Source organism: Ramlibacter sp. bp-362 (assembly GCF_054956735.1).
This window is the reverse complement of record NZ_JBUDXE010000008.1, coordinates 95,470-111,899: the sequence shown is the minus strand read 5'-3', so window position 1 is coordinate 111,899 and position 16,430 is coordinate 95,470. Positions and strand designations below refer to the sequence as shown.

The 16,430-nt window shown below is 71.2% G+C and carries 21 protein-coding genes; 10 read left to right on the top strand and 11 right to left on the bottom strand.

The genetic code is table 11. From position 1 onward, the window contains the following. Entirely contained in the window at nt 1–417 is a 417-nt protein-coding gene (locus ACY0MJ_RS13235) for a DUF3830 family protein (RefSeq protein WP_462638936.1), read from the top strand. A gap of 10 nt (nt 418–427) precedes the next feature. Here ACY0MJ_RS13235 and ACY0MJ_RS13230 read toward each other — a convergent pair whose 3' ends face one another. The 3 genes from ACY0MJ_RS13230 to ACY0MJ_RS13220 are packed head-to-tail and all read right to left on the bottom strand — an operon-like array spanning nt 428 to nt 3,015. Beyond that, the gene (locus tag ACY0MJ_RS13230; RefSeq protein WP_462638935.1) at nt 428–1,363 is read right to left on the bottom strand and encodes a hydroxyacid dehydrogenase; all 936 of its coding nucleotides are present in this window, start codon (nt 1,361–1,363) and stop codon (nt 428–430) included. Continuing rightward, nucleotides 1,360–2,040, bottom strand: a complete 681-nt coding sequence (locus ACY0MJ_RS13225) for an RraA family protein (RefSeq protein ID WP_462638934.1) — start codon at nt 2,038–2,040, stop codon at nt 1,360–1,362. The genes ACY0MJ_RS13230 and ACY0MJ_RS13225 overlap by 4 nt, the downstream gene beginning before the upstream one ends. A 6-nt stretch (nt 2,041–2,046) precedes the next feature. Next, on the bottom strand, nt 2,047–3,015 hold the full coding sequence (locus ACY0MJ_RS13220; protein ID WP_462638933.1) for a Bug family tripartite tricarboxylate transporter substrate binding protein: 969 nt from the start codon (nt 3,013–3,015) through the stop codon (nt 2,047–2,049). A 106-nt stretch (nt 3,016–3,121) separates the two neighbouring features. On the opposite strand from ACY0MJ_RS13220, the gene ACY0MJ_RS13215 reads away from it, so the two are divergent. Next, the gene (locus tag ACY0MJ_RS13215) at nt 3,122–3,877 is read left to right on the top strand and encodes an IclR family transcriptional regulator (protein ID WP_462638932.1); all 756 of its coding nucleotides are present in this window, start codon (nt 3,122–3,124) and stop codon (nt 3,875–3,877) included. 16 nt (nt 3,878–3,893) lie between these two features. Here the strand turns inward: ACY0MJ_RS13215 and ACY0MJ_RS13210 are convergent, their stop codons facing one another. After that, the gene (locus ACY0MJ_RS13210) at nt 3,894–4,331 is read right to left on the bottom strand and encodes a helix-turn-helix domain-containing protein (protein WP_462638931.1); all 438 of its coding nucleotides are present in this window, start codon (nt 4,329–4,331) and stop codon (nt 3,894–3,896) included. A gap of 78 nt (nt 4,332–4,409) precedes the next feature. Between ACY0MJ_RS13210 and ACY0MJ_RS13205 the strand changes: the two genes are divergently transcribed. Both ACY0MJ_RS13205 and ACY0MJ_RS13200 read left to right on the top strand, forming a co-directional pair. Next, nucleotides 4,410–4,904, top strand: a complete 495-nt coding sequence (locus tag ACY0MJ_RS13205; RefSeq protein WP_462638930.1) for a DUF2938 domain-containing protein — start codon at nt 4,410–4,412, stop codon at nt 4,902–4,904. Further along, nucleotides 4,901–5,500, top strand: a complete 600-nt coding sequence (locus ACY0MJ_RS13200) for a flavodoxin family protein (RefSeq protein WP_462638929.1) — start codon at nt 4,901–4,903, stop codon at nt 5,498–5,500. Before ACY0MJ_RS13205 ends, ACY0MJ_RS13200 begins: the two co-directional genes overlap by 4 nt. An 86-nt stretch (nt 5,501–5,586) precedes the next feature. Here the strand turns inward: ACY0MJ_RS13200 and ACY0MJ_RS13195 are convergent, their stop codons facing one another. Beyond that, nucleotides 5,587–5,943 carry a hypothetical protein gene (locus ACY0MJ_RS13195; RefSeq protein ID WP_462638928.1) on the bottom strand — a complete coding sequence of 119 codons (357 nt, stop codon included), beginning with the start codon at nt 5,941–5,943 and terminating at the stop codon, nt 5,587–5,589. 38 nt (nt 5,944–5,981) lie between these two features. Here ACY0MJ_RS13195 and ACY0MJ_RS13190 point away from each other — a divergent pair, with 38 nt between their 5' ends. Continuing rightward, nucleotides 5,982–6,656, top strand: coding sequence for an aspartate/glutamate racemase family protein (locus tag ACY0MJ_RS13190; RefSeq protein ID WP_462638927.1), 675 nt, complete (start codon nt 5,982–5,984; stop codon nt 6,654–6,656). Between the two features lie 20 nt (nt 6,657–6,676). Here ACY0MJ_RS13190 and ACY0MJ_RS13185 read toward each other — a convergent pair whose 3' ends face one another. Together ACY0MJ_RS13185 and ACY0MJ_RS13180 are read right to left on the bottom strand one after the other, a co-directional pair. Beyond that, nucleotides 6,677–7,957 carry an amidase gene (locus ACY0MJ_RS13185; RefSeq protein ID WP_462638926.1) on the bottom strand — a complete coding sequence of 427 codons (1,281 nt, stop codon included), beginning with the start codon at nt 7,955–7,957 and terminating at the stop codon, nt 6,677–6,679. Nucleotides 7,958–7,964: 7 nt separating this feature from the next. After that, a complete protein-coding gene (locus ACY0MJ_RS13180) occupies nt 7,965–8,948 on the bottom strand; it encodes a Bug family tripartite tricarboxylate transporter substrate binding protein (protein ID WP_462638925.1) in 984 nt (327 codons plus the stop codon). Nucleotides 8,949–9,067: 119 nt separating this feature from the next. Here ACY0MJ_RS13180 and ACY0MJ_RS13175 point away from each other — a divergent pair, with 119 nt between their 5' ends. Both ACY0MJ_RS13175 and ACY0MJ_RS13170 read left to right on the top strand, forming a co-directional pair. Further along, nucleotides 9,068–9,955: a LysR substrate-binding domain-containing protein gene (locus ACY0MJ_RS13175; protein ID WP_462638924.1), complete on the top strand. Its 888-nt coding sequence runs from the start codon at nt 9,068–9,070 to the stop codon at nt 9,953–9,955. Nucleotides 9,956–9,958: 3 nt separating this feature from the next. Then, nucleotides 9,959–10,432 carry a GNAT family N-acetyltransferase gene (locus ACY0MJ_RS13170; RefSeq protein ID WP_462638923.1) on the top strand — a complete coding sequence of 158 codons (474 nt, stop codon included), beginning with the start codon at nt 9,959–9,961 and terminating at the stop codon, nt 10,430–10,432. 18 nt (nt 10,433–10,450) lie between these two features. On the opposite strand, the gene ACY0MJ_RS13165 is transcribed toward ACY0MJ_RS13170, so the two are convergent. The 3 genes from ACY0MJ_RS13165 to ACY0MJ_RS13155 are packed head-to-tail and all read right to left on the bottom strand — an operon-like array spanning nt 10,451 to nt 11,851. Next, nucleotides 10,451–10,873, bottom strand: coding sequence for a septal ring lytic transglycosylase RlpA family protein (locus tag ACY0MJ_RS13165; RefSeq protein ID WP_462638922.1), 423 nt, complete (start codon nt 10,871–10,873; stop codon nt 10,451–10,453). A 5-nt stretch (nt 10,874–10,878) separates the two neighbouring features. Beyond that, nucleotides 10,879–11,364, bottom strand: a complete 486-nt coding sequence (locus tag ACY0MJ_RS13160; RefSeq protein WP_462638921.1) for an RDD family protein — start codon at nt 11,362–11,364, stop codon at nt 10,879–10,881. A gap of 43 nt (nt 11,365–11,407) precedes the next feature. Further along, nucleotides 11,408–11,851: a cupin domain-containing protein gene (locus ACY0MJ_RS13155; protein ID WP_462638920.1), complete on the bottom strand. Its 444-nt coding sequence runs from the start codon at nt 11,849–11,851 to the stop codon at nt 11,408–11,410. A 59-nt stretch (nt 11,852–11,910) separates the two neighbouring features. On the opposite strand from ACY0MJ_RS13155, the gene ACY0MJ_RS13150 reads away from it, so the two are divergent. The 3 genes from ACY0MJ_RS13150 to ACY0MJ_RS13140 all read left to right on the top strand — a co-directional run bounded on the left by ACY0MJ_RS13150 (nt 11,911) and on the right by ACY0MJ_RS13140 (nt 15,246). Continuing rightward, nucleotides 11,911–12,513, top strand: a complete 603-nt coding sequence (locus tag ACY0MJ_RS13150) for a TetR/AcrR family transcriptional regulator (RefSeq protein WP_462638919.1) — start codon at nt 11,911–11,913, stop codon at nt 12,511–12,513. Between the two features lie 133 nt (nt 12,514–12,646). Further along, the gene (locus ACY0MJ_RS13145) at nt 12,647–13,666 is read left to right on the top strand and encodes a TRAP transporter substrate-binding protein (RefSeq protein WP_462638918.1); all 1,020 of its coding nucleotides are present in this window, start codon (nt 12,647–12,649) and stop codon (nt 13,664–13,666) included. After that, nucleotides 13,666–15,246, top strand: a complete 1,581-nt coding sequence (locus tag ACY0MJ_RS13140; protein WP_462638917.1) for an amidase family protein — start codon at nt 13,666–13,668, stop codon at nt 15,244–15,246. The genes ACY0MJ_RS13145 and ACY0MJ_RS13140 overlap by 1 nt, the downstream gene beginning before the upstream one ends. Here ACY0MJ_RS13140 and ACY0MJ_RS13135 read toward each other — a convergent pair. Then, nucleotides 15,149–16,387 carry a CaiB/BaiF CoA transferase family protein gene (locus ACY0MJ_RS13135; RefSeq protein WP_462638916.1) on the bottom strand — a complete coding sequence of 413 codons (1,239 nt, stop codon included), beginning with the start codon at nt 16,385–16,387 and terminating at the stop codon, nt 15,149–15,151. The two genes, ACY0MJ_RS13140 and ACY0MJ_RS13135, sit on opposite strands and share 98 nt — an antisense overlap. Nucleotides 16,388–16,430: the final 43 nt, after the last annotated feature.

Genomic DNA, 16,430 nt, shown 5'->3' with positions numbered 1-16,430 from the left:
ATGCCCCTCCTGAAGATCACCGCCGCCGGCATCGAATTCCTGGCGGAGACCCACCCCGATGCGCCGCAGACGACGGCCGCCTTCCTGAAGCTGCTGCCCTACCGCCAGAAGCTGATCCACGTGCGCTGGAGCGGCGAAGGCGTGTGGATCCCGCTCGGCGACTTCCAGCTGGGCGTGGGTTTCGAGAACCACACGAGCCATCCCTCGGTGGGCGACATCCTGCTGTACCCGGGCGGCTACAGCGAGACCGAGATCATCCTGGCCTACGGCGCCTGCAGCTTCGCGAGCAAGATGGGCCAGCTCGCCGGCAACCACTTCCTGACCGTCGTGCAGGGAAAGGAACGCCTGCGCGAGCTCGGGACCAAGGTGCTGTGGGAAGGGGCGCAGGACGTGCTGTTCGAGTTGCAGCAGGACTGAGCGCGCCCCTTCACGCCACCTGCGGAAGCTCCTCCAGCACGGCCAGGACGTTGCGCGCCGCGCCCACCCCCATGTTCACGTAGGCGTGGCCGGTCACGCCGCCGATGTGGGGACTGAGGATGATGTTGGGCTCGCCGTGGAACGGGTGGGGCGCCGTCATCGGCTCGACCGCGAAGCTGTCCAGCCCCGCCGCCGCGACCTGGCCCGAGCGCACGGCCGCGAGCAGCGCGGCCTCGTCCACGAGCCCGCCGCGCGCCGTGTTCACCAGCAGCACGCCCGGCTTGCAGGCGGCCAGCACCTGCGCGTCGACCAGGTTGCGGTTCTCCGGCGTGAGCGGGCAGTGCAGCGAGATCGCATCCGACTCGCGCCAGAGCGTGGCCAGGTCCACCCGGCGCACGCCGTCATCCGCTTGCGGCGCGAAGGGATCGTGGCCCAGCACCTGCATGCCCATCGCCTGGCAGATGCGCGCGAAGCGCTGGCCGATGGCGCCGAGGCCGACCAGGCCCACGGTGCGGCCGTGCAGCTCGATGCTCTTGTGCGTGGCCTTGTCCCAGTGGCCGGCATGCATGCGCGCGTTGAGCTGCACGACCGACTTGGCGCAGGCGAGCAGCAAGGCCATGGCCTGCTCCGCCACGGCCGCGGCGTTGGCCCCGGCGGCGGCGCGCACGGCGATGCCGCGCGCCTGGGCTGCGGCCTTGTCGATGGTGTCGGTGCCGCTGCCGTGCTTGGAGACGACACGCAGCGAAGGCGCCGCGTCCATCACCGCGGCGCCCACCTTGCCGTAGCGCACGATGATCGCCACCGGATCGTGCCGGCGGCACAGGCTCACGAGATCGTCCTCCTGCGGCGCCTTGCCGGCATAGACGACCTCGAAGTCCTTCAACAGGTCCAGCGCCTGGGGCGCGAGGTCCGCGCCCGTGACGAGGACCGCTCGCCGCGTGCTCACAGGCTCTCGCCTTCCTTCAGCACGCCGGCCGCGCGCAGCGCCGGCATCAGCCACGAGGCGCTGGTGTTGCCCTTGCGGATCTGCGCGATGCGCGCCGCCTCGTCCTCGACCTTCCTGCGCGCGAGCGGCAGCAGGGACTCCACGCGCTCGCGCTCGACCACCACCACGCCGTCCGCGTCGCCCAGCACCAGGTCGCCGGAGCGCACGGTGACGCCGCCGCAGCTGACGGGATGGCCGATGCGGCCCGGCACGTTCTTCGTCGGGCCGTTCGGGTTGCAGCCGACCGCGAAGACGGGGAAGTCCATCTCGTCGATCTCGAGGCTGTCGCGCGCGGCGCCGTCGATGACGACGCCGGCCAGGCCCAGCTGCTGGCAGGCCGTCATCATGATCGTGCCCATGAGCGCGGCGGTGCGGTCGCCCTTGCCGTCGATCACCAGCACGTCGCCGGGTTTCGCCAGCGCCATGGCCGCGTGGATCATCAGGTTGTCGCCGGGCCGCACGTCCACCGTGAGCGCCGGGCCGCACAGCTTCATGCGGGGCCGCAGGGGCGCGATGCGCCCGTGCAGCGCGCCGCGCCGGCCGGCCACGTCGGCCAGGATGGCGGCCTGGAATTCGGCCGCCTGCCGCACGAGTTGCGGCGATACGCGCTCGAAGTCGCGCAGGATGTCGGGAGTCATGGAACCTCAGTCGATCTTGGCGCCCGATTCGCGGACGATGCGGCCCCAGCGGGCGATGTCGTCGCGAATGAGCTTCGCGAATTGCTCGGGCGTGCTGCCGGCCACGTCGGCGCCCTGGCTGCCCAGCTTCTTGCGCAGCTCGGGATCCTGCAGCGCCTTGTTGATGTCGGCGTTGAACCTGGCGACGACGTCCTTCGGCAGGTTGGCCGGGCCCAGGATGCCGAACCACGTGACGGCCTCGAAGCCGGGGTAGCCGGATTCGGCGATGGTCGGGACCTGCGGCAGGTCGTCCGCCCGCTTCGACGCGGTGACGGCCAGCGCGCGCATCTTGCCGCTGCGGATGTGGCCCAGCAGCGTGGGGATGGACGACACGTACAGCTGCACCTGGCCGCTGATCACGTCGGTGGCACCCTGCGCCGCACCCTTGTAGGGGATGTGCGTCATCCTGATGCCGGCGGCTTTCTGGAAGGATTCGGTCGCGAGGTGCGCCACCGTGCCGTTGCCCGAGGTGGCGAAGTTGATGCTGCCCGGCTGCGCCTGAGAGGCCTTCACCACGTCGGCGAGCGTCTTGTACGGCGAATCGGCGCCGGTCACGATCACCAGCGGCGCGCTCGCCACCAGGCTGATGGGCGTGAGGTCCCTGGTCGGGTCGTACGGCAGCTTCGAGTACAGGGTCGGGTTGATCGCCAGGTTGCTGGTCTGTCCCATCACGAAGGTGTAGCCGTCCGCGGGCGCCTTGGCGCCGGCGTCCACGCCCAGGTTGCCGCCGGAGCCCGGCTTGTTGTCGACCACGAAGGTGTAGCCGGAATGCGCGACCTTGTTGGCCACCTCGCGGCTGATCAGGTCGGTGCCTCCGCCGGCCGGGAACGGAACGATGAGCCGAACGGGCTTGGCCGGCCAGCCCTGGGCCAGGGCGGCGGTACCGAGGACGGATGCGGCCGCCAGGGCCAGCGCGAATCGTCGGGAAAGTTGCATGGGTTGTCTCCGTGTGAGGGGCGCGCGGTTCGCGGCGCTGGCGCGGACTGTAGGTGCGCGTTGCACTCCGTACAATAGCGTTTCGCACAATGAACCAGGGTGCAGCATGCGCAACGCGACGAAAGAGGCAACGGAACAGGACGGCGGCGGCGTCGCCGCGGTCACGCGGGCGCTCGCGCTCATGGAAGCGTTCTCGGTCGGCGAGTCGGCGCTTTCGCTGGCGGAGTTGAGCCGCCGGGCCGGCATGCACAAGACCACGGCGCTGCGGCTCGCGCGCACGCTCGCCCTGTCGCAGTACATGGTGCAGACCGACGACGGCCAGTGGCGCCTCGGCCCGGCGGCAGGCTGGCTGGGCGCCCGCTACCAGGCCGGCTTCGACGTGAACAACGTGGTCGAGCCCGCGCTGCACCAGCTGGTGAAGGAAACGGGCGAGAGCGCGTCCTTCTACGTGCGCGAGGGCGACATCCGCTCCTGCGTCGCCCGCGTCGAGGGCCCCCGCTCGGTGCGCCACAACGTGCGCATCGGCGAACGCCTGCCGCTGAACAAGGGCGCCCCGGGGCGCGTCATCCTGGCGTTCAGCGGGGCGCGGGGCGAGCCCTACGAGGCGATCCGCGAACGCGGCTTCCACATCTCGCTGGGCGAGCGCGAGGCCGAGGTGGCGAGCGTGGCGGCGCCGGTGTTCGGCCTCAACTGGCGGCTGCTGGGTTCCATGTGCATCTCGGGGCCGAGTTCGCGGCTGAGCGAGGCGATGCTGCGCAAGCACGCGAAGAGCGTGATCGCCGCGGCCAACCAGCTCTCCTACGCGCTGGCGGGCAGCCGCTCGGCGGCGACGCCGGCGGCGGTGTCGCGCTGGCATCCGTGACGCGGCAGGCCGCCCGTCACGCGCGCGAACGCCGACGCGCAGGCGGCGTGCGCGGCTCGGGCGGCGCGAGCGTCCCCGAGGCCGCTGCGCGCAGCAGCCGCTGGAAGCTCGGGCACTCCGCGTGGCTGGGCTCCGGGCACACGGCCGCGTGCTTGAGGCCTTCGCTCATGGCCTTCAGGCGGCGGATGGTTCCGTCGATCTCGCGCGCCTTCGCCGCGAGCATGCCGCGGTCGATGCTCGGCCGGCCCTGGGGCGAGAACATCGCGCCGATCTCGTCCAGCGAGAAACCGGCCGCGCGGCCCAGCGCGATCAGGGCCAGCTGCTCCAGCACGCCGGGCGCGAAGCGTCGCCGCAGGCCGTCGCGGCCCACGGAGGCGATGAGCCCCTTCTCCTCGTAGAAGCGCAGCGTCGAGGCCGGCAGCCCCGAGCGCTTCGCGACTTCGGCGATGTCCATGCGGGAACCCCTTGACTTCAAGTCGACTTGAATTCCTATCCTGCCCGCATCGCTTTCCAACGTCAACGAGGTGAACTCATGAACCCACTCGCGGAACCCGCGGCGCGCACCGTGCTCATCGGCATGGGCGCCACCCTCTTCATGGACGCCTGGCTGTTGCTGCTGCAACGGCTGAAGGTGCCCACGCTCGACTTCGCCTTCATCGGCCGCTGGGTCGTGCACGGCGTGCGCGGGCGGTGGCGGCACGAGGCGATTGCGAAGGCGCCCGCGGTGCGCGGAGAACTCGCCTGGGGCTGGGCGACGCACTACGCGACCGGCATCGTGTTCGCGGCCGTGCTGGTGGCCTTGTACGGCACGGCATGGCTGCGCCAGCCCAGCCTGCTGCCGGCGCTCGCCGTCGGCATCGGCAGCGTCGTCGCGCCCTGGTTCCTGATGCAGCCGGCCATGGGCGCGGGCATCGCCTCCTCGCGCACGCCGGCGCCCGGGCGCAACCGCCTGCGCAGCCTCGCCAACCACACCGTCTTCGGCCTGGGCCTTTACCTGGCCGCCGTCCTCATCGAAAGCATGCAATGAAGAAACTCGCCCTCGTCCATCACAGCGGCCACGGCCACACCGCGCACATCGCGCAGCACGTCGCCGACGGCGCCCGCCGCGTCGCGGGCGTCGAAGTCCATGTCCTGCGCGCCGAGGAAGTCGCGCGCGATCCCCGCGCGCTGCTCGCCTACGACGGCATCGTGCTGGGTTCGCCCACCTACCTTGGCGGCGTCTCGGGCCCGTTCAAGTCCTTCATGGATGCGACCGGCGGCCTCTGGGCGGCGCAGGCGTTGAAAGGCAGGCTGGCCGCCGGGTTCACGGTGTCGTCGCTGCCCGCCGGCGACAAGCAGTCCACGCTGCTGTCCATGTTCGTCTTCGCGATGCAGCACGGGATGGTCTGGATCGGCAATCCCATCCTGCCCGAGCAGCATCGCGGCGTGCCCTACGAGGAAGCGGCCAACCGGCTGAACTCCTGGTCGGGCCTGATGGCCCAGGCCGGCCATTCCGCGCCGGCCGACGCCTTCGCGCCCGGCGACGTCAAGACGGCGCGGATGTTCGGGGAGAACTTCGCGCGGGCGCTGCGGCGGATGGACTGCGGCGCGCAACGCGCGGAGGCGCTGGAGGCCACCGCATGATCCCCGCTCGCTTCGCACCCGCGCTGTTCGGACTGGTCCTGTCCGGGCTGATGTCCCTCGTGGTGCAGCGGCTCGTGTCCGACGCGTCAGTCCGCCGCTTCGAAGGCCGCGCGGAAGGCGGCGCAGAACGCGGGTGAGCCGCTCAGCGTGAGGGTCACGGTCGTGAGCGATGCCCCTGGCGCCCCGAGCACGACCGCGCTGCCGTCGAATGCGACGTCCAGCGACGTGTCCGGCTCCGCGGTCGCGTGCAGGGCGTAGTCCCAGTCGCCCTCGTCCTGCAGCGCGCCGGCCGGGCCGAAGGCGTCGCCGGCCCAGCGCAGCACGGCCGAGATCTCCTCCAGCAGTTCGGGCAGGCGCTGCGGCGCGACGCAGGCCATCGCGTCGAAGCTGCAGCGGCCCGAGTCTTCCTCGCTGGTGTCGAAGTCCAGGTAGCGCAGTCGCATGGTCCCGGCATCATGCCGCGAAAGCGGAGAATGCAGGCGTGGCCGGCCCCGACGCTTTCCTCGGCATCCTGATGCTCGACACGCGCTTTCCGCGCCCGGTCGGCGACGTCGGCAACGCGGAGACCTTCACGCGTGCCGGCATTCCCGTGCGCTTCGCGACGGTCCGCGGCGCCTCGCCGCAGCGGATCGTGCGGGAGAGGGATCCTCAACTGCTGCAGCCCTTCGTGGACGCGGCCCGGCAACTCGAGCGCGAAGGCGCGGCGCTGCTCTCCACCAGTTGCGGCTTCCTCGCTGCCTGGCAGCCTTTGCTCGCGAGGGCCGTGTCGATTCCGGTGATCACTTCCAGCCTGCTTCAGGCGAGGCGTTTCGCAAGCCCAGGCATCCTGACCATCGATGCCGCCTCGCTCGATCCCGCGGTCCTGCAGGGCGCTGGCGTGCCTCCCGACACGCCGGTGCAAGGCGTGGCGCCTGGCAGCGAATTCCATCGGCGCATCCTCACGGACGAAGAGACGATGGACCTGCGGCAGGCCGAAGCGGACGTGGTTTCAGCGGCACGGGAGCTGGTGCGACGCCATCCCGGCGTGACCGACATCGTCCTGGAGTGCACCAACATGCCGCCCTACCGGAAGGCGATCGCGCGCGCGACGGTCCGCGAGGTGCATGACATCGAGACGCTGCTGCTGCAGCAATGGGCGGCGCTCGCCACGGGGTGAGCGCCGGTGGCCCTCCAGGCTCAACCTCTCACCGCCTGGCTCGCCGCATGCGCCAGCATCAGCAGCTTCGCGTCTTCGCCGAAGTGCCCGACCAGCTGCACGCCCAGCGGCAGCCCGGCCCGCCCGCGTCCCGCGGGAAAGCACACGCAAGGCAGGTGCAGCAAGGTCCACAGCGCGCCGAAGCGCGGGGAGCCCGAATCCTGGAGGCCCGTTTCCGCTTCGCCGTCGGCGGCCGGGTAGAGCAGCGCGTCGTGTTCGCGGTACAGCGCGGCGAAGCTCTGCCGCGCGTGTTCGGCCGCGCGCCGCAAGCCGACGTATTCCTCCCACGAAACCTCCACGCCGCCGGCCAGGCGCGCCGTCAGCCGCGGGCTCAACGCGTCGGCGAAATGCAGGCGCTCGTGCCCCAGCGCGCGGCGCGCCTCGAAGGCCACGATGCGCGGCTGCGCCTCGGCCAGCGCTTCCAGCTCCGGCGGCAGCGCGACGCGCTGCACCTGCATGCCCGCGCGCTCCATGGCAGCCGCCGTGCGTTCGACTGCGTCCACCATGTCAGCGGAAGCATGCGCCCATTGCGCCGACGTGCACACGGCGATCTTCGCGCGCCCGCCTTCCATGGCGGGCAGCGGACGGCCGGCAAGAGCGAAGGCGAAGAAGGCGGCGTCCGCGACGTTGCGCGCCAGCAGGCCCACCGTGTCGTGCAAGGGGCTCAGCGCCTTCATGCCGGCGCAGCTGATCAGGCCTTGCGTGGGCTTGTAGCCGACGACGCCGCAGTAGGCGGCGGGCCGGATGATCGAGCCCGTCGTCTGCGTGCCGAAGGCGACGGGCACCATGCGATCGGCCACGGCGGCCGCCGAACCGCTGGACGACCCGCCGGGCGTGCGCGAGAGATCGAGGGGATTGCGCGTGGCCGCCGGCGTCTGCGTTCCGAATTCGCTGGTGGCCGCCTTGCCCAGGAGGACCGCCCCCTGCTCGCCCGCCTGCGCGACGCAGGCCGCGTCGGCCGCGGGACGGTGCCCCGCATAGATGGGCGAGCCGTAGGCGGTGGGCAGCGAGGCGGTGTCGAGCAGGTCCTTGGCCGCGAACGGCAGCCCCTGCAGCAGCCGGCGGCGCGGAGCGGCATCGGCCGCGCGCGCGGCCTGCAGCGCGGCGGCCGGGTCGAGCGCCGCGAAGGCGCGCACGTCACCGTCGCGCGCCTCGATGCGCTCGAGGCAGGAGCGCACCAGCGCCTCGCTGGTGAGCCGCCCTTCCTCCATCGCGCGCACCTGTTCGACCGCGGTCCACTCGCGGGGCTGGCTTGCCGTCATCGAGGACTCACTCCAGCGTGATGTGCGCGTCGCGAATCACCTTGGCCCAGCGGGTCCGCTCGCCGGCGACGAAGTCGGTGAACGCCTTCGGCGCCTGCGGATCGGGTTCGGCGCCGAGGCCCCGCAGCTGCGCGGCGACGGCGGGATCCTTGAGGATCTTCACGACTTCGCGGTTCAGCCGATCGACGACGGCGGGCGGCGTGCCCGTGGGCGCGAACAGGCCGAACCAGCCTTCCACCACGTAGTTGGCGATGCCTGCTTCCTGCATCGTCGGCACCTCGGGCAGCAGCGCGGAGCGGCTGGGGCTGGTCACGGCCAGCGGCACGAGCTTGCCGGAGCGGATGTGCGGCAGGCACACCGGCAGGTTGCAGAACATGACCTCGACGCGGCCGGCCAGCAGGTCCTGCAGCGCGGCGTTCATGCCCTTGTAGGCGACGTGCACCATGTCCTTGCCCGTGATGGACTTGAACAGTTCCGCCGAGAGGTGCTGGCTGCCGCCCGCGCCGCCCGAGCCGTAGTTCAGCTTCTTCTTGTCCAGGAGCGCGACGAGTTCCTTCACGCTGCGGGCCGGCACGCTCGAGTGCACCACCAGCACGTTGGCCACGCTGGCCAGGTTGGTGATGCCCGTGAAGTCGCGCTGCGGGTCGAAGCGCAGGTTGTCGTACAGGCTGGGATTGATCGCGTTGGTGCTCGCGGGGCCCACCAGCAGCGTGTAGCCGTCCTTGGGCGCGGCAGCGACCTGCGCGGCACCGATGTTGCCGCCGGCGCCCGGCTTGTTCTCCACCACGACCGGTTGGCCCAGCACGGGCGACAGGCGCTGGCCGACGACGCGCGCCAGCGTGTCCGTCAGGCTGCCGGGCCCGAAGGGCACCACCATCGTGACCGGCCTGGCCGGATAGCTGCCGGCCTGCGACCAGCCGGCGGCGGGCCACAGCAGCAGCGGCGAAAGGGCGGCGGCGACCAGCGCGCGCCAGCGGTTCCTGCAAGTCATGGGCGAGGCTCCAGAACGATCCAGCGGACGGAGGTCCGCTGCAGACGGGGGCATCGTAGGAAGGGGGTATTGATACGTCCAATATCTTTTTCGTCCGGATCCAGTGCCAAAATGCCTCAATGGCCCTGCCCCTGGACTTGCTGCGCTACTTCGTCGCCGTCGCCGAGGAACTGCACTTCGGCAGCGCGGCCGAGCGCCTGCGCATGACGCAGCCGCCGCTGAGCCAGCGCATCCGGCAGCTCGAAGCCGCGCTCGGCACGCAGCTCTTCACGCGCACGACGCGCTCGGTGCGCCTCACGCCGGCCGGTGAAGTGCTGCTCGCGCGGGCCGGGGCGCTGCTGCGCGCGGCCGGCGACGCGGAGGAGGCGATCCGCCGCGCGGCGCGCGGGGACACCGGGCACCTGCGGCTGGGGTTCACCAGCAGTTCGGCCTATCGCGTGCTGCCGGAGGTGCTCGCGCGCTTCACGGCCGCCTGGCCCGCGAGTTCGCTCGAGCTGAGCGAGCGTGTCTCGGTCGAGCTCCTGGAAGACCTGCGCATGCGCCGCATCGACGTGGCGCTGCTGCGCCTCGGCGCGCTGGACGGCGGCAGCGACCTGGACACGCAGCCCGTGCAGGAGGAAGCGATGGTGCTGGCCCTGCCCCGGAACCATCCCTTGCAGGCATTCAAGTCGGTCGACGTGCGCCGGCTGGACGGCCTGCCGCTGGTGGGGTTCTCCGCGGCGCAGTCGCCCTACTTCCGCGCGGTGCTCGAGTCCATCTTCGGCGCTGCCGGCGTGCGGCCGCGGGTCGTGATGGAGAGCGTGCTGCCGACGCTGCTCGCGCTGGTGGAGGCCGGCATGGGCGCCGCCATCGTGCCGGCGTCGGCGCAGGTGCTGCGCGCCGGCGGCGTCGCCTACCGGCCGCTGCGCGGCGGCGGTCCGGCCGCGCGCGCCGTGCTCCACTGCGTCACGCGCTCCGGCGAATCCACGCCGGTGGTCGGCAACTTCATCGCGGCGCTGCGGGCCTGAGGCATGACGGTGGATCCACCGGTCCGCCTCGCCGAACCCGCGGACGCCGAGGACATCGCGGCGCTGTCGCGCGACCTCATCGAGCGGGGCCTGCCCTGGAACTGGCGCCCGGGCCGGGTTCGCCGGGCGATCGGCAACGCCGACACCAACGTGGCTGTCGTCCGCATGGACGGCGTCCTCGTCGGCTTCGGCATCATGGAATACCTGGAAGAGGACGCCTACCTCGCCCTGCTGGCCGTGCGCGACACGCACCAGCGGCGCGGCATCGGCAGCGCACTGGTGCGCTGGCTCGAAGGGTCCGCGCGCGTCGCGGGAGCGCGGCGCATCCGCCTCGAGGCGAGGCTCGACAACGTGCCGGCACGCAACTTCTACAACGAGCTGGGCTACCACGAGATCGCGATCCGCCGCGGCCGCTACAGCGACGGCGTGGACGGGGTGCTGCTCGAAAAGTGGCTTCGCGATCCCGGGGAAACCTGAGGCGCGCGGAGGCGGCGCTCAAAGCCCGATCAGGACGACGGGCGCTACCCCGTCCGCCAGCATGCCCAGCGCGGCGGCCGCGGCCTGGCTCACGTCGATGATGCGGTCGCGCACGTGCGGGCCACGGTCGGTGATGCGCACGACCACCTCGCGGCCGTTGCTCGTGTTGCGCACGAGGACGCGGGTGCCGAAGGCGAGCGTCCGGTGCGCGGCGGTGAAGGCGTTCATGTCGAAGCGCTCGCCGCTCGCGGTGCGCCTGCCCTGGAAGCCCGGGCCGTACCACGACGCCTTGCCGCGGCCGAGTTCCGCGCGCGACGAAGCCCCCGCCGCGTCGGTGTCCGGGCCGGCGCGATCGGATGTCGTGGAACAGCCGGCGAGCAGCGACAGGACGAGGCCCAGCGCCCAGCCGGACCGAAGGACGCTCGCGACGCCCGCGCGCATCGTGCTCAGAAGGGCTGCGTCGCCCGGAACACCGGCTCCTGGCGAACGAACTGGACGCGCTCGTTGCCGGCGGGGCGGATCACCACCGTGCCGGCGATCTTGTCGTGCCAGCCCTGCTTCTTGCGATCGAGCGCGATCCACAGGAAGCCGACGCAGAACGGCAGCGTGGAAAGGATGTAGCCCACGTAGCGCAGCAAGGCCTTGCCCGGCCCCACGGCGCCGCCGGTCCTGGCATCGACCACCTTTGCCGACATGGCCATCTTGCCGGGCGTCGCGCCCTTCCAGACCCAGAAGGCGATCACCGCCACGGCCGGAAAGACGACGTTGATCAATACGTCGGCCGGGCCCTGGTACAGGTTGTCGTCGGGCGACATGTAGTAGCCGTACACCGCGATCGTCAGCGGCGCGGTGATGATGACCTGCAACAGGATGTCAATGAGGCTCGCCACCACCCGGGGCCAGAAGCCGACGTACTCCAGTTCTTCGCTCATGCGTGCTCCTCCCTCGCCGCATTCTCGCGAAGAAGCCGGGGGACTACGGCGCCTGGAACGCGATCTGGTGCCGCTGCCCGATGACCGGCACCTTGGGCAGGTCGGCCGGTCCCTTCACTTCGCGGTCCACCTCACGGAAGAACGACTCCGCGTGGGCGGGCGCATCGAAGATGATCATGCGCGCCGGTGACTGCGACGCCCCGCTGAACCCGTGCAGCGTGCCCGCGGGCGCGTAGACGAAGTCGCCCGCGCCCACGCGCTGCTCGGCGCCCGAGAGCGAGAACGCGACCTCGCCGGCGACCACGTAGTAGGCCTCGTCCCAGGGGTGCGCGTGGGGCGGCGGCCCCGCGCCTTCGGGGAGTTCCACCTCCATGAGGGACCACTGCCGGTCCGTGCGGTCCGCCGTGCACAGGAACTTCACGCCTGCGCCCATGACCCGGAGGGCTTCGCCCTCGCCCGACCTGACCACCATCTGCTGCCTGTCCATGGGACCTCCTTGGGAAGATGCCTGGTGATGTCATACACTATGACACCATGACAGCCCCCATGGCAAGCAGGATTCCGACGAGCGCGGCCCCATCGGCGCCGCAGAGCCTGAAGGACCGGCAGTACGCCATGACCCGGCGCGTCCTGCTCGACGCCATGGTCGAGCATCTTTCCTCGGGCAGCCCGGCCGACCTCACGATGCGCGCCATCGCCCGCCGCGCCGGCGTGGCCGAGCGCACGATCTTCCGCCACTTCGCCTCCCGCGACGAACTGCTCGACGCGCTGGCCATGGAGGTGGCGCTGCGGCTGGAACTGCCGCCGCTGCCGGACTCCGTCGAGGCGCTGGCCGCGGCGCCGCAGGCGCTGTACCGGGCCTACGAGGCGCATGCGCGGCTCACGCAGGCGGCGCTGCATTCGGAGCTGTTCGACCGCATCCGCCAGACCGTCGCCCGGGAGCGCTGGGACGCGATCCGCCGGCTGCTCGATGCCTGGGCGCCCCGGCGCAGCGAGCGCGAGCGCGCCTACGCCGCCGCGAACATCCGCCACATGCTGTCGGCGAGCACGTGGAACTACTACCGCAGCTACTTCCAGTTCTCGCTGAAGGACAGCATCGCCGCTGCGGAGCAGGCGATCCGCGACGCGTTGCGCGGGCTGGAGGGCTGAGGGACCGGCCGGCCCTGCGGGCAGATAAGGAAACCCTATCAGTCCGCGCAGAAAGTTCATTTATCGGCGCTGCGCGGCGGAACTAGCATGGCCGCGACGCGACCCGCGTCTCCACGCCCCGAGGAGGATTCCCGTGCCCCGCATCGCCCGTCCCCTGTTCGCCGCAGCCGCGCTGCTGGCCGCCACGCTGCCGGCCCAGGCGCAGACCGTCCTGACCGTTTCCATCTGGGTGCCTGCCTCGGTTCCCCTGAGCATCGCCACGCACCAGTGGTGCGACCTGCTGCAGAAGAACACGGCGGGCAAGATGCGCTGCAACATCCTGCCGCGCGCCGTCGCCAACCCGCCCGGCACCTACGATGCGATCAAGTCGGGACTGGCCGACGTGTCCTTCGCCGTGCCGGGCTACACCCCCGGCCGCTTCGTGCTGCCGCAGGTGGCGGAGTTCCCCTTCCTGGGCGACTCGGCCGAGGCCATGTCGGTCGCCTACCAGCGCGTCGCGTCCCGCCACCCGGCGTTCGCGCAGGAGCTGCGCGACGTCCACGTGCTCGCCTGGTTCACCGACGCGCCCGGCATGCTGCTCAACACGAAACGCCCGGTGACGCGGCTCGAGGACCTCGAAGGCCTCAAGTGGCGCATCGGCGGCGGCCTCGTCAACGACATCGCCAACGCGCTGGGCATGAACGGCACGCTCAAGCCGGCGACCGACACCTACGAGCTGCTGTCGGGCGGCGTCATGGACGGCACCCTGTTCCCCGCGGACGCGGTGGAGCCCTTCAAGATCGACAAGCTGGTCAAGTGCGCGACCGCGATCCCCGGCGGCCTGTACAACACGAGCTTCGTCTTCGTCATGAACAAGGCGCGCTACGACAAGCTGACGCCGGAAGAGAAGAAGGCCGTCGACGCCGTCTCCGGCGAAACGGCCGCCCGCCTGTTCGGCCGCGAATGGGACAAGGCCGACCGGCGCGGCATGGCGCTGATGCAGGCCAACGGCGTGCAGATCACCAGGGCGGATGCCAACTTGGTCGGCCAGATCAAGGCGCGCATCGCGCCGCTGGAGGCGAAGTGGGTCGAGCGCGCGAAGGCCAGGGGCCTGGCCGATCCGGCGAAGGTGCTGTCGGAGCTGCGCTCGGAGATCGCGAAGGCTTCCCGCTAGTGTCCGCGCCGTCTTCCGCCGGCGTGCACGGCGCGATCGAGGAAGCGACGATCGCCGGCGTGCACGCGGCCTTCCGCGCAGGCTCGCTCACCTGCAGGCAGCTGGTGGCCGCCTACCTCGCGCGCATCGCCGCGTATTCGGAGCAGGGGCCCCGGCTCAACGCCTTCATCAACCTCAACCCGTCGGCGCTGCAGGAGGCGGAGGCGCTCGACTCGGAATTCCGCGCGACCGGCCGCTTGCGGCCGCTGCATGGCGTGCCCGTCACGCTGAAGGACAGCATCGAGACCGCGGGCATCCCGACGACCGCCGGATCGGCGCTGCTGCGCGACTCGGTCCCGGAGAAGGACGCCTTCCTCGTCGTCCGGCTGAAGCAGGCCGGCGCCATCATCCTCGGCAAGAACACGCTGGGCGACCTGTCCGGGTCCAGCTACAGCACGATCGTGGGCATCCCTCGCAATCCCTACGACCCGCGGCGGGTGCCGGGCGGATCGAGCAGCGGCAGCGGCGTCGCCGTCGCCGCAAACCTCACGCTCGTGGCGGTGGGAGAAGACACGCTCACTTCCGTGCGCACGCCGGCCGCGCTCACGAACATCGTGGGGCTGCGCCCCACCACCGGGCTGGTCAGCGCGGGCGGGCTGGTGCCGCGCAAGGTCGGCATCGACACGGCCGGGCCGATGGCGCGCACCGTCAGGGACGCCGCGCTGCTGCTGAATGCGATCGCGGGACCCGACCCCGCCGACGCCTTGTCCCTGCGCACTTTCGAGCGGCATCCGGCGAAGGACGGCGGCGGCTATGGGGACTTCACGCGCTTCCTCGCGAACGACGTGCTGGAAGGCGCCCGCATCGGCGTCGGCCGCGATTTCTTCGGCGGCGACCCGGAGATCGATGCGCTCGCGGAGGCGGCCGTGGCGAAGATGCGTGGGCTCGGCGCCGACGTCGTCGACGTGCGCTTCGATCCGCAGTTCTTCGAGCGGTACGTGCAGAACGCGCTGCGCGACGTGATGCCGGTCCTGATGTATCCGTTCCGCGAGGTGTTCGAAGCCTACCTGGCGAAGCTCGCGCCGGGCGTGCCGAAGACGGTGGAGGAATGGGTCCGCCTGTACGAGACGGAAATCGCGGCATCGGCTTTCCCGCCCGAGCGGGCGCGGCCCTCGCAGGCCATCCTGGTGCTGAAGGAAGCGCTCGCGCATTCCTCGGCCGAGCCCGCCTACCAGCGGATGGTCCAGGAGACGCTGCCCCTGCTCACGCGCGAGAAGCGCGCCCTGTTCGACCGCAACGGCGTCGACGCGATCGTCATGCCCTACCAGCCGATGTTCGCGGAACCCATCGTCACGCCCATCGAGGAGCAGAAGGACCCGGCCTTCGTCGCGGCGCCGGGAAAGGTGGCGCCGAATTCCATCGCCGGCTACGGGTCGGAGGGCTTCCCCATGATCGTGGTTCCCATGGGCTTCGGCACGCTGGGCCTGCCGATGGGCCTCGCGATCATGGGCCGGCCGTACGACGACGGGAAGATCCTGGGCTACGCGTACGCGTACGAGCAGGCGACGCGGCATCGGCGGGCGCCGGTGTTGGAGGGCTAGGCGCGGAGAGCTCGCTCAGCACTTCCTCGGTGTGCTCGCCCGGCGCAGGGAGGTCCAGGCGCAGGCCCAGCCGCTCGCCGTCGAAGGCGATGGGCAGCGCGGGGACCGCCGTCTTGCGGCCGTCCTGCAGCGTGATCGGGATCATGCCGCCGCCGCTGTTCAGGTGCGGGTCCTCGAACAGGTCGGACGGGTGGGCGATGCGCGCGAAAGGCAGGCCCGCCTGCTCGCACAACTGCTCCAGTTCGGCGAAGGTGTGCCGCGACAGCAGCCGCGCCACCAGCGGGATCAGCGTTTCGCGCGCCTGCGCGCGCAGCTTGTTGGTCCGGTACGCCTCCACCTGCAATTCCGGTTCGCCCAATGCGGCGGTGAAGATCTCCCACTGGCGTTCCGTCACCACGCCGATGAAGATGGCGATGCCGTCGCTCGTCTGGAAGACGTCGTAGACGCCCCAGGCCCGCTTGCCGGCGGACATCGGCACGGGCTGCACCCCGGTCACCGCGTGCTGCAGCATGTGCGTGGACACCAGCCACGCGGCGTTCTCGAACAGGCCGCTCTGCACGTGCTGGCCGCGGCCCGTGGCGTCGCGCTGGCGCAGCGCCGCCATGATGGCGACGGCACCGAACATGCCGCCCATCATGTCGTTGACCGGCGCGCCGGCGCGCAAGGGGCGGCCGACGGGGCCGGTCATGGTGGCCAGCCCGCTCATCATCTGCACCACCTCGTCCAGCGCGGTGCGGTGTTCGTAGGGGCCCGCGAGGAAGCCCTTGAGGGAGCAGTAGACGAGCCGCGGGTTGCGCGCGCGCAGCGATTCGTAGTCCAGCCCCTTGCCGGCGAGCGCGCCGGGACGGAAGTTCTCGATCAGCACGTCGGCGGTTTCGGCCAGGCGAAGCGCGGCGGCGCGGCCCTCCTCGCTTTCCAGGTCGAGGATGACGCTCTTCTTGTTGCGGTTGCAGGCCGCGAAGAAGCCGGCGCCCGAGCTCACCAGGTAGCGCGTCGGGTCGCCCGGCCGGTCGGCGGACTTGCCGGGCGGCTCCACCTTGATCACCTCGGCGCCCAGGTCGGCCAGCAGCAGCCCGCACGAGGGCCCCATGATCATGTGCGTCAGTTCCATCACGCGGATGCCGGCGAGCGGCAGCGGCATGGCGTTTTCGGAAGGAGGTGCGGATGCAGTCACTGCCGTTCTC

Bases quoted from the DNA above. Each gene is read 5' to 3' on its own strand.
- ACY0MJ_RS13195 (WP_462638928.1), bottom strand. From the start codon at position 5,943: ATGCGACTGCGCTACCTGGACTTCGACACCAGCGAGGAAGACTCGGGC.
- ACY0MJ_RS13215 (WP_462638932.1), top strand. From the start codon at position 3,122: ATGCGCAACGCGACGAAAGAGGCAACGGAACAGGACGGCGGCGGCGTC.
- ACY0MJ_RS13170 (WP_462638923.1), top strand. From the start codon at position 9,959: ATGACGGTGGATCCACCGGTCCGCCTCGCCGAACCCGCGGACGCCGAG.
- ACY0MJ_RS13165 (WP_462638922.1), bottom strand. From the start codon at position 10,873: ATGCGCGCGGGCGTCGCGAGCGTCCTTCGGTCCGGCTGGGCGCTGGGC.
- ACY0MJ_RS13210 (WP_462638931.1), bottom strand. From the start codon at position 4,331: ATGGACATCGCCGAAGTCGCGAAGCGCTCGGGGCTGCCGGCCTCGACG.
- ACY0MJ_RS13155 (WP_462638920.1), bottom strand. From the start codon at position 11,851: ATGGACAGGCAGCAGATGGTGGTCAGGTCGGGCGAGGGCGAAGCCCTC.
- ACY0MJ_RS13180 (WP_462638925.1), bottom strand. From the start codon at position 8,948: ATGACTTGCAGGAACCGCTGGCGCGCGCTGGTCGCCGCCGCCCTTTCG.
- ACY0MJ_RS13225 (WP_462638934.1), bottom strand. From the start codon at position 2,040: ATGACTCCCGACATCCTGCGCGACTTCGAGCGCGTATCGCCGCAACTC.
- ACY0MJ_RS13135 (WP_462638916.1), bottom strand. From the start codon at position 16,387: ATGCCGCTGCCGCTCGCCGGCATCCGCGTGATGGAACTGACGCACATG.
- ACY0MJ_RS13175 (WP_462638924.1), top strand. From the start codon at position 9,068: ATGGCCCTGCCCCTGGACTTGCTGCGCTACTTCGTCGCCGTCGCCGAG.
- ACY0MJ_RS13220 (WP_462638933.1), bottom strand. From the start codon at position 3,015: ATGCAACTTTCCCGACGATTCGCGCTGGCCCTGGCGGCCGCATCCGTC.
- ACY0MJ_RS13205 (WP_462638930.1), top strand. From the start codon at position 4,410: ATGAACCCACTCGCGGAACCCGCGGCGCGCACCGTGCTCATCGGCATG.
- ACY0MJ_RS13185 (WP_462638926.1), bottom strand. From the start codon at position 7,957: ATGACGGCAAGCCAGCCCCGCGAGTGGACCGCGGTCGAACAGGTGCGC.
- ACY0MJ_RS13200 (WP_462638929.1), top strand. From the start codon at position 4,901: ATGAAGAAACTCGCCCTCGTCCATCACAGCGGCCACGGCCACACCGCG.
- ACY0MJ_RS13235 (WP_462638936.1), top strand. From the start codon at position 1: ATGCCCCTCCTGAAGATCACCGCCGCCGGCATCGAATTCCTGGCGGAG.
- ACY0MJ_RS13150 (WP_462638919.1), top strand. From the start codon at position 11,911: ATGGCAAGCAGGATTCCGACGAGCGCGGCCCCATCGGCGCCGCAGAGC.
- ACY0MJ_RS13160 (WP_462638921.1), bottom strand. From the start codon at position 11,364: ATGAGCGAAGAACTGGAGTACGTCGGCTTCTGGCCCCGGGTGGTGGCG.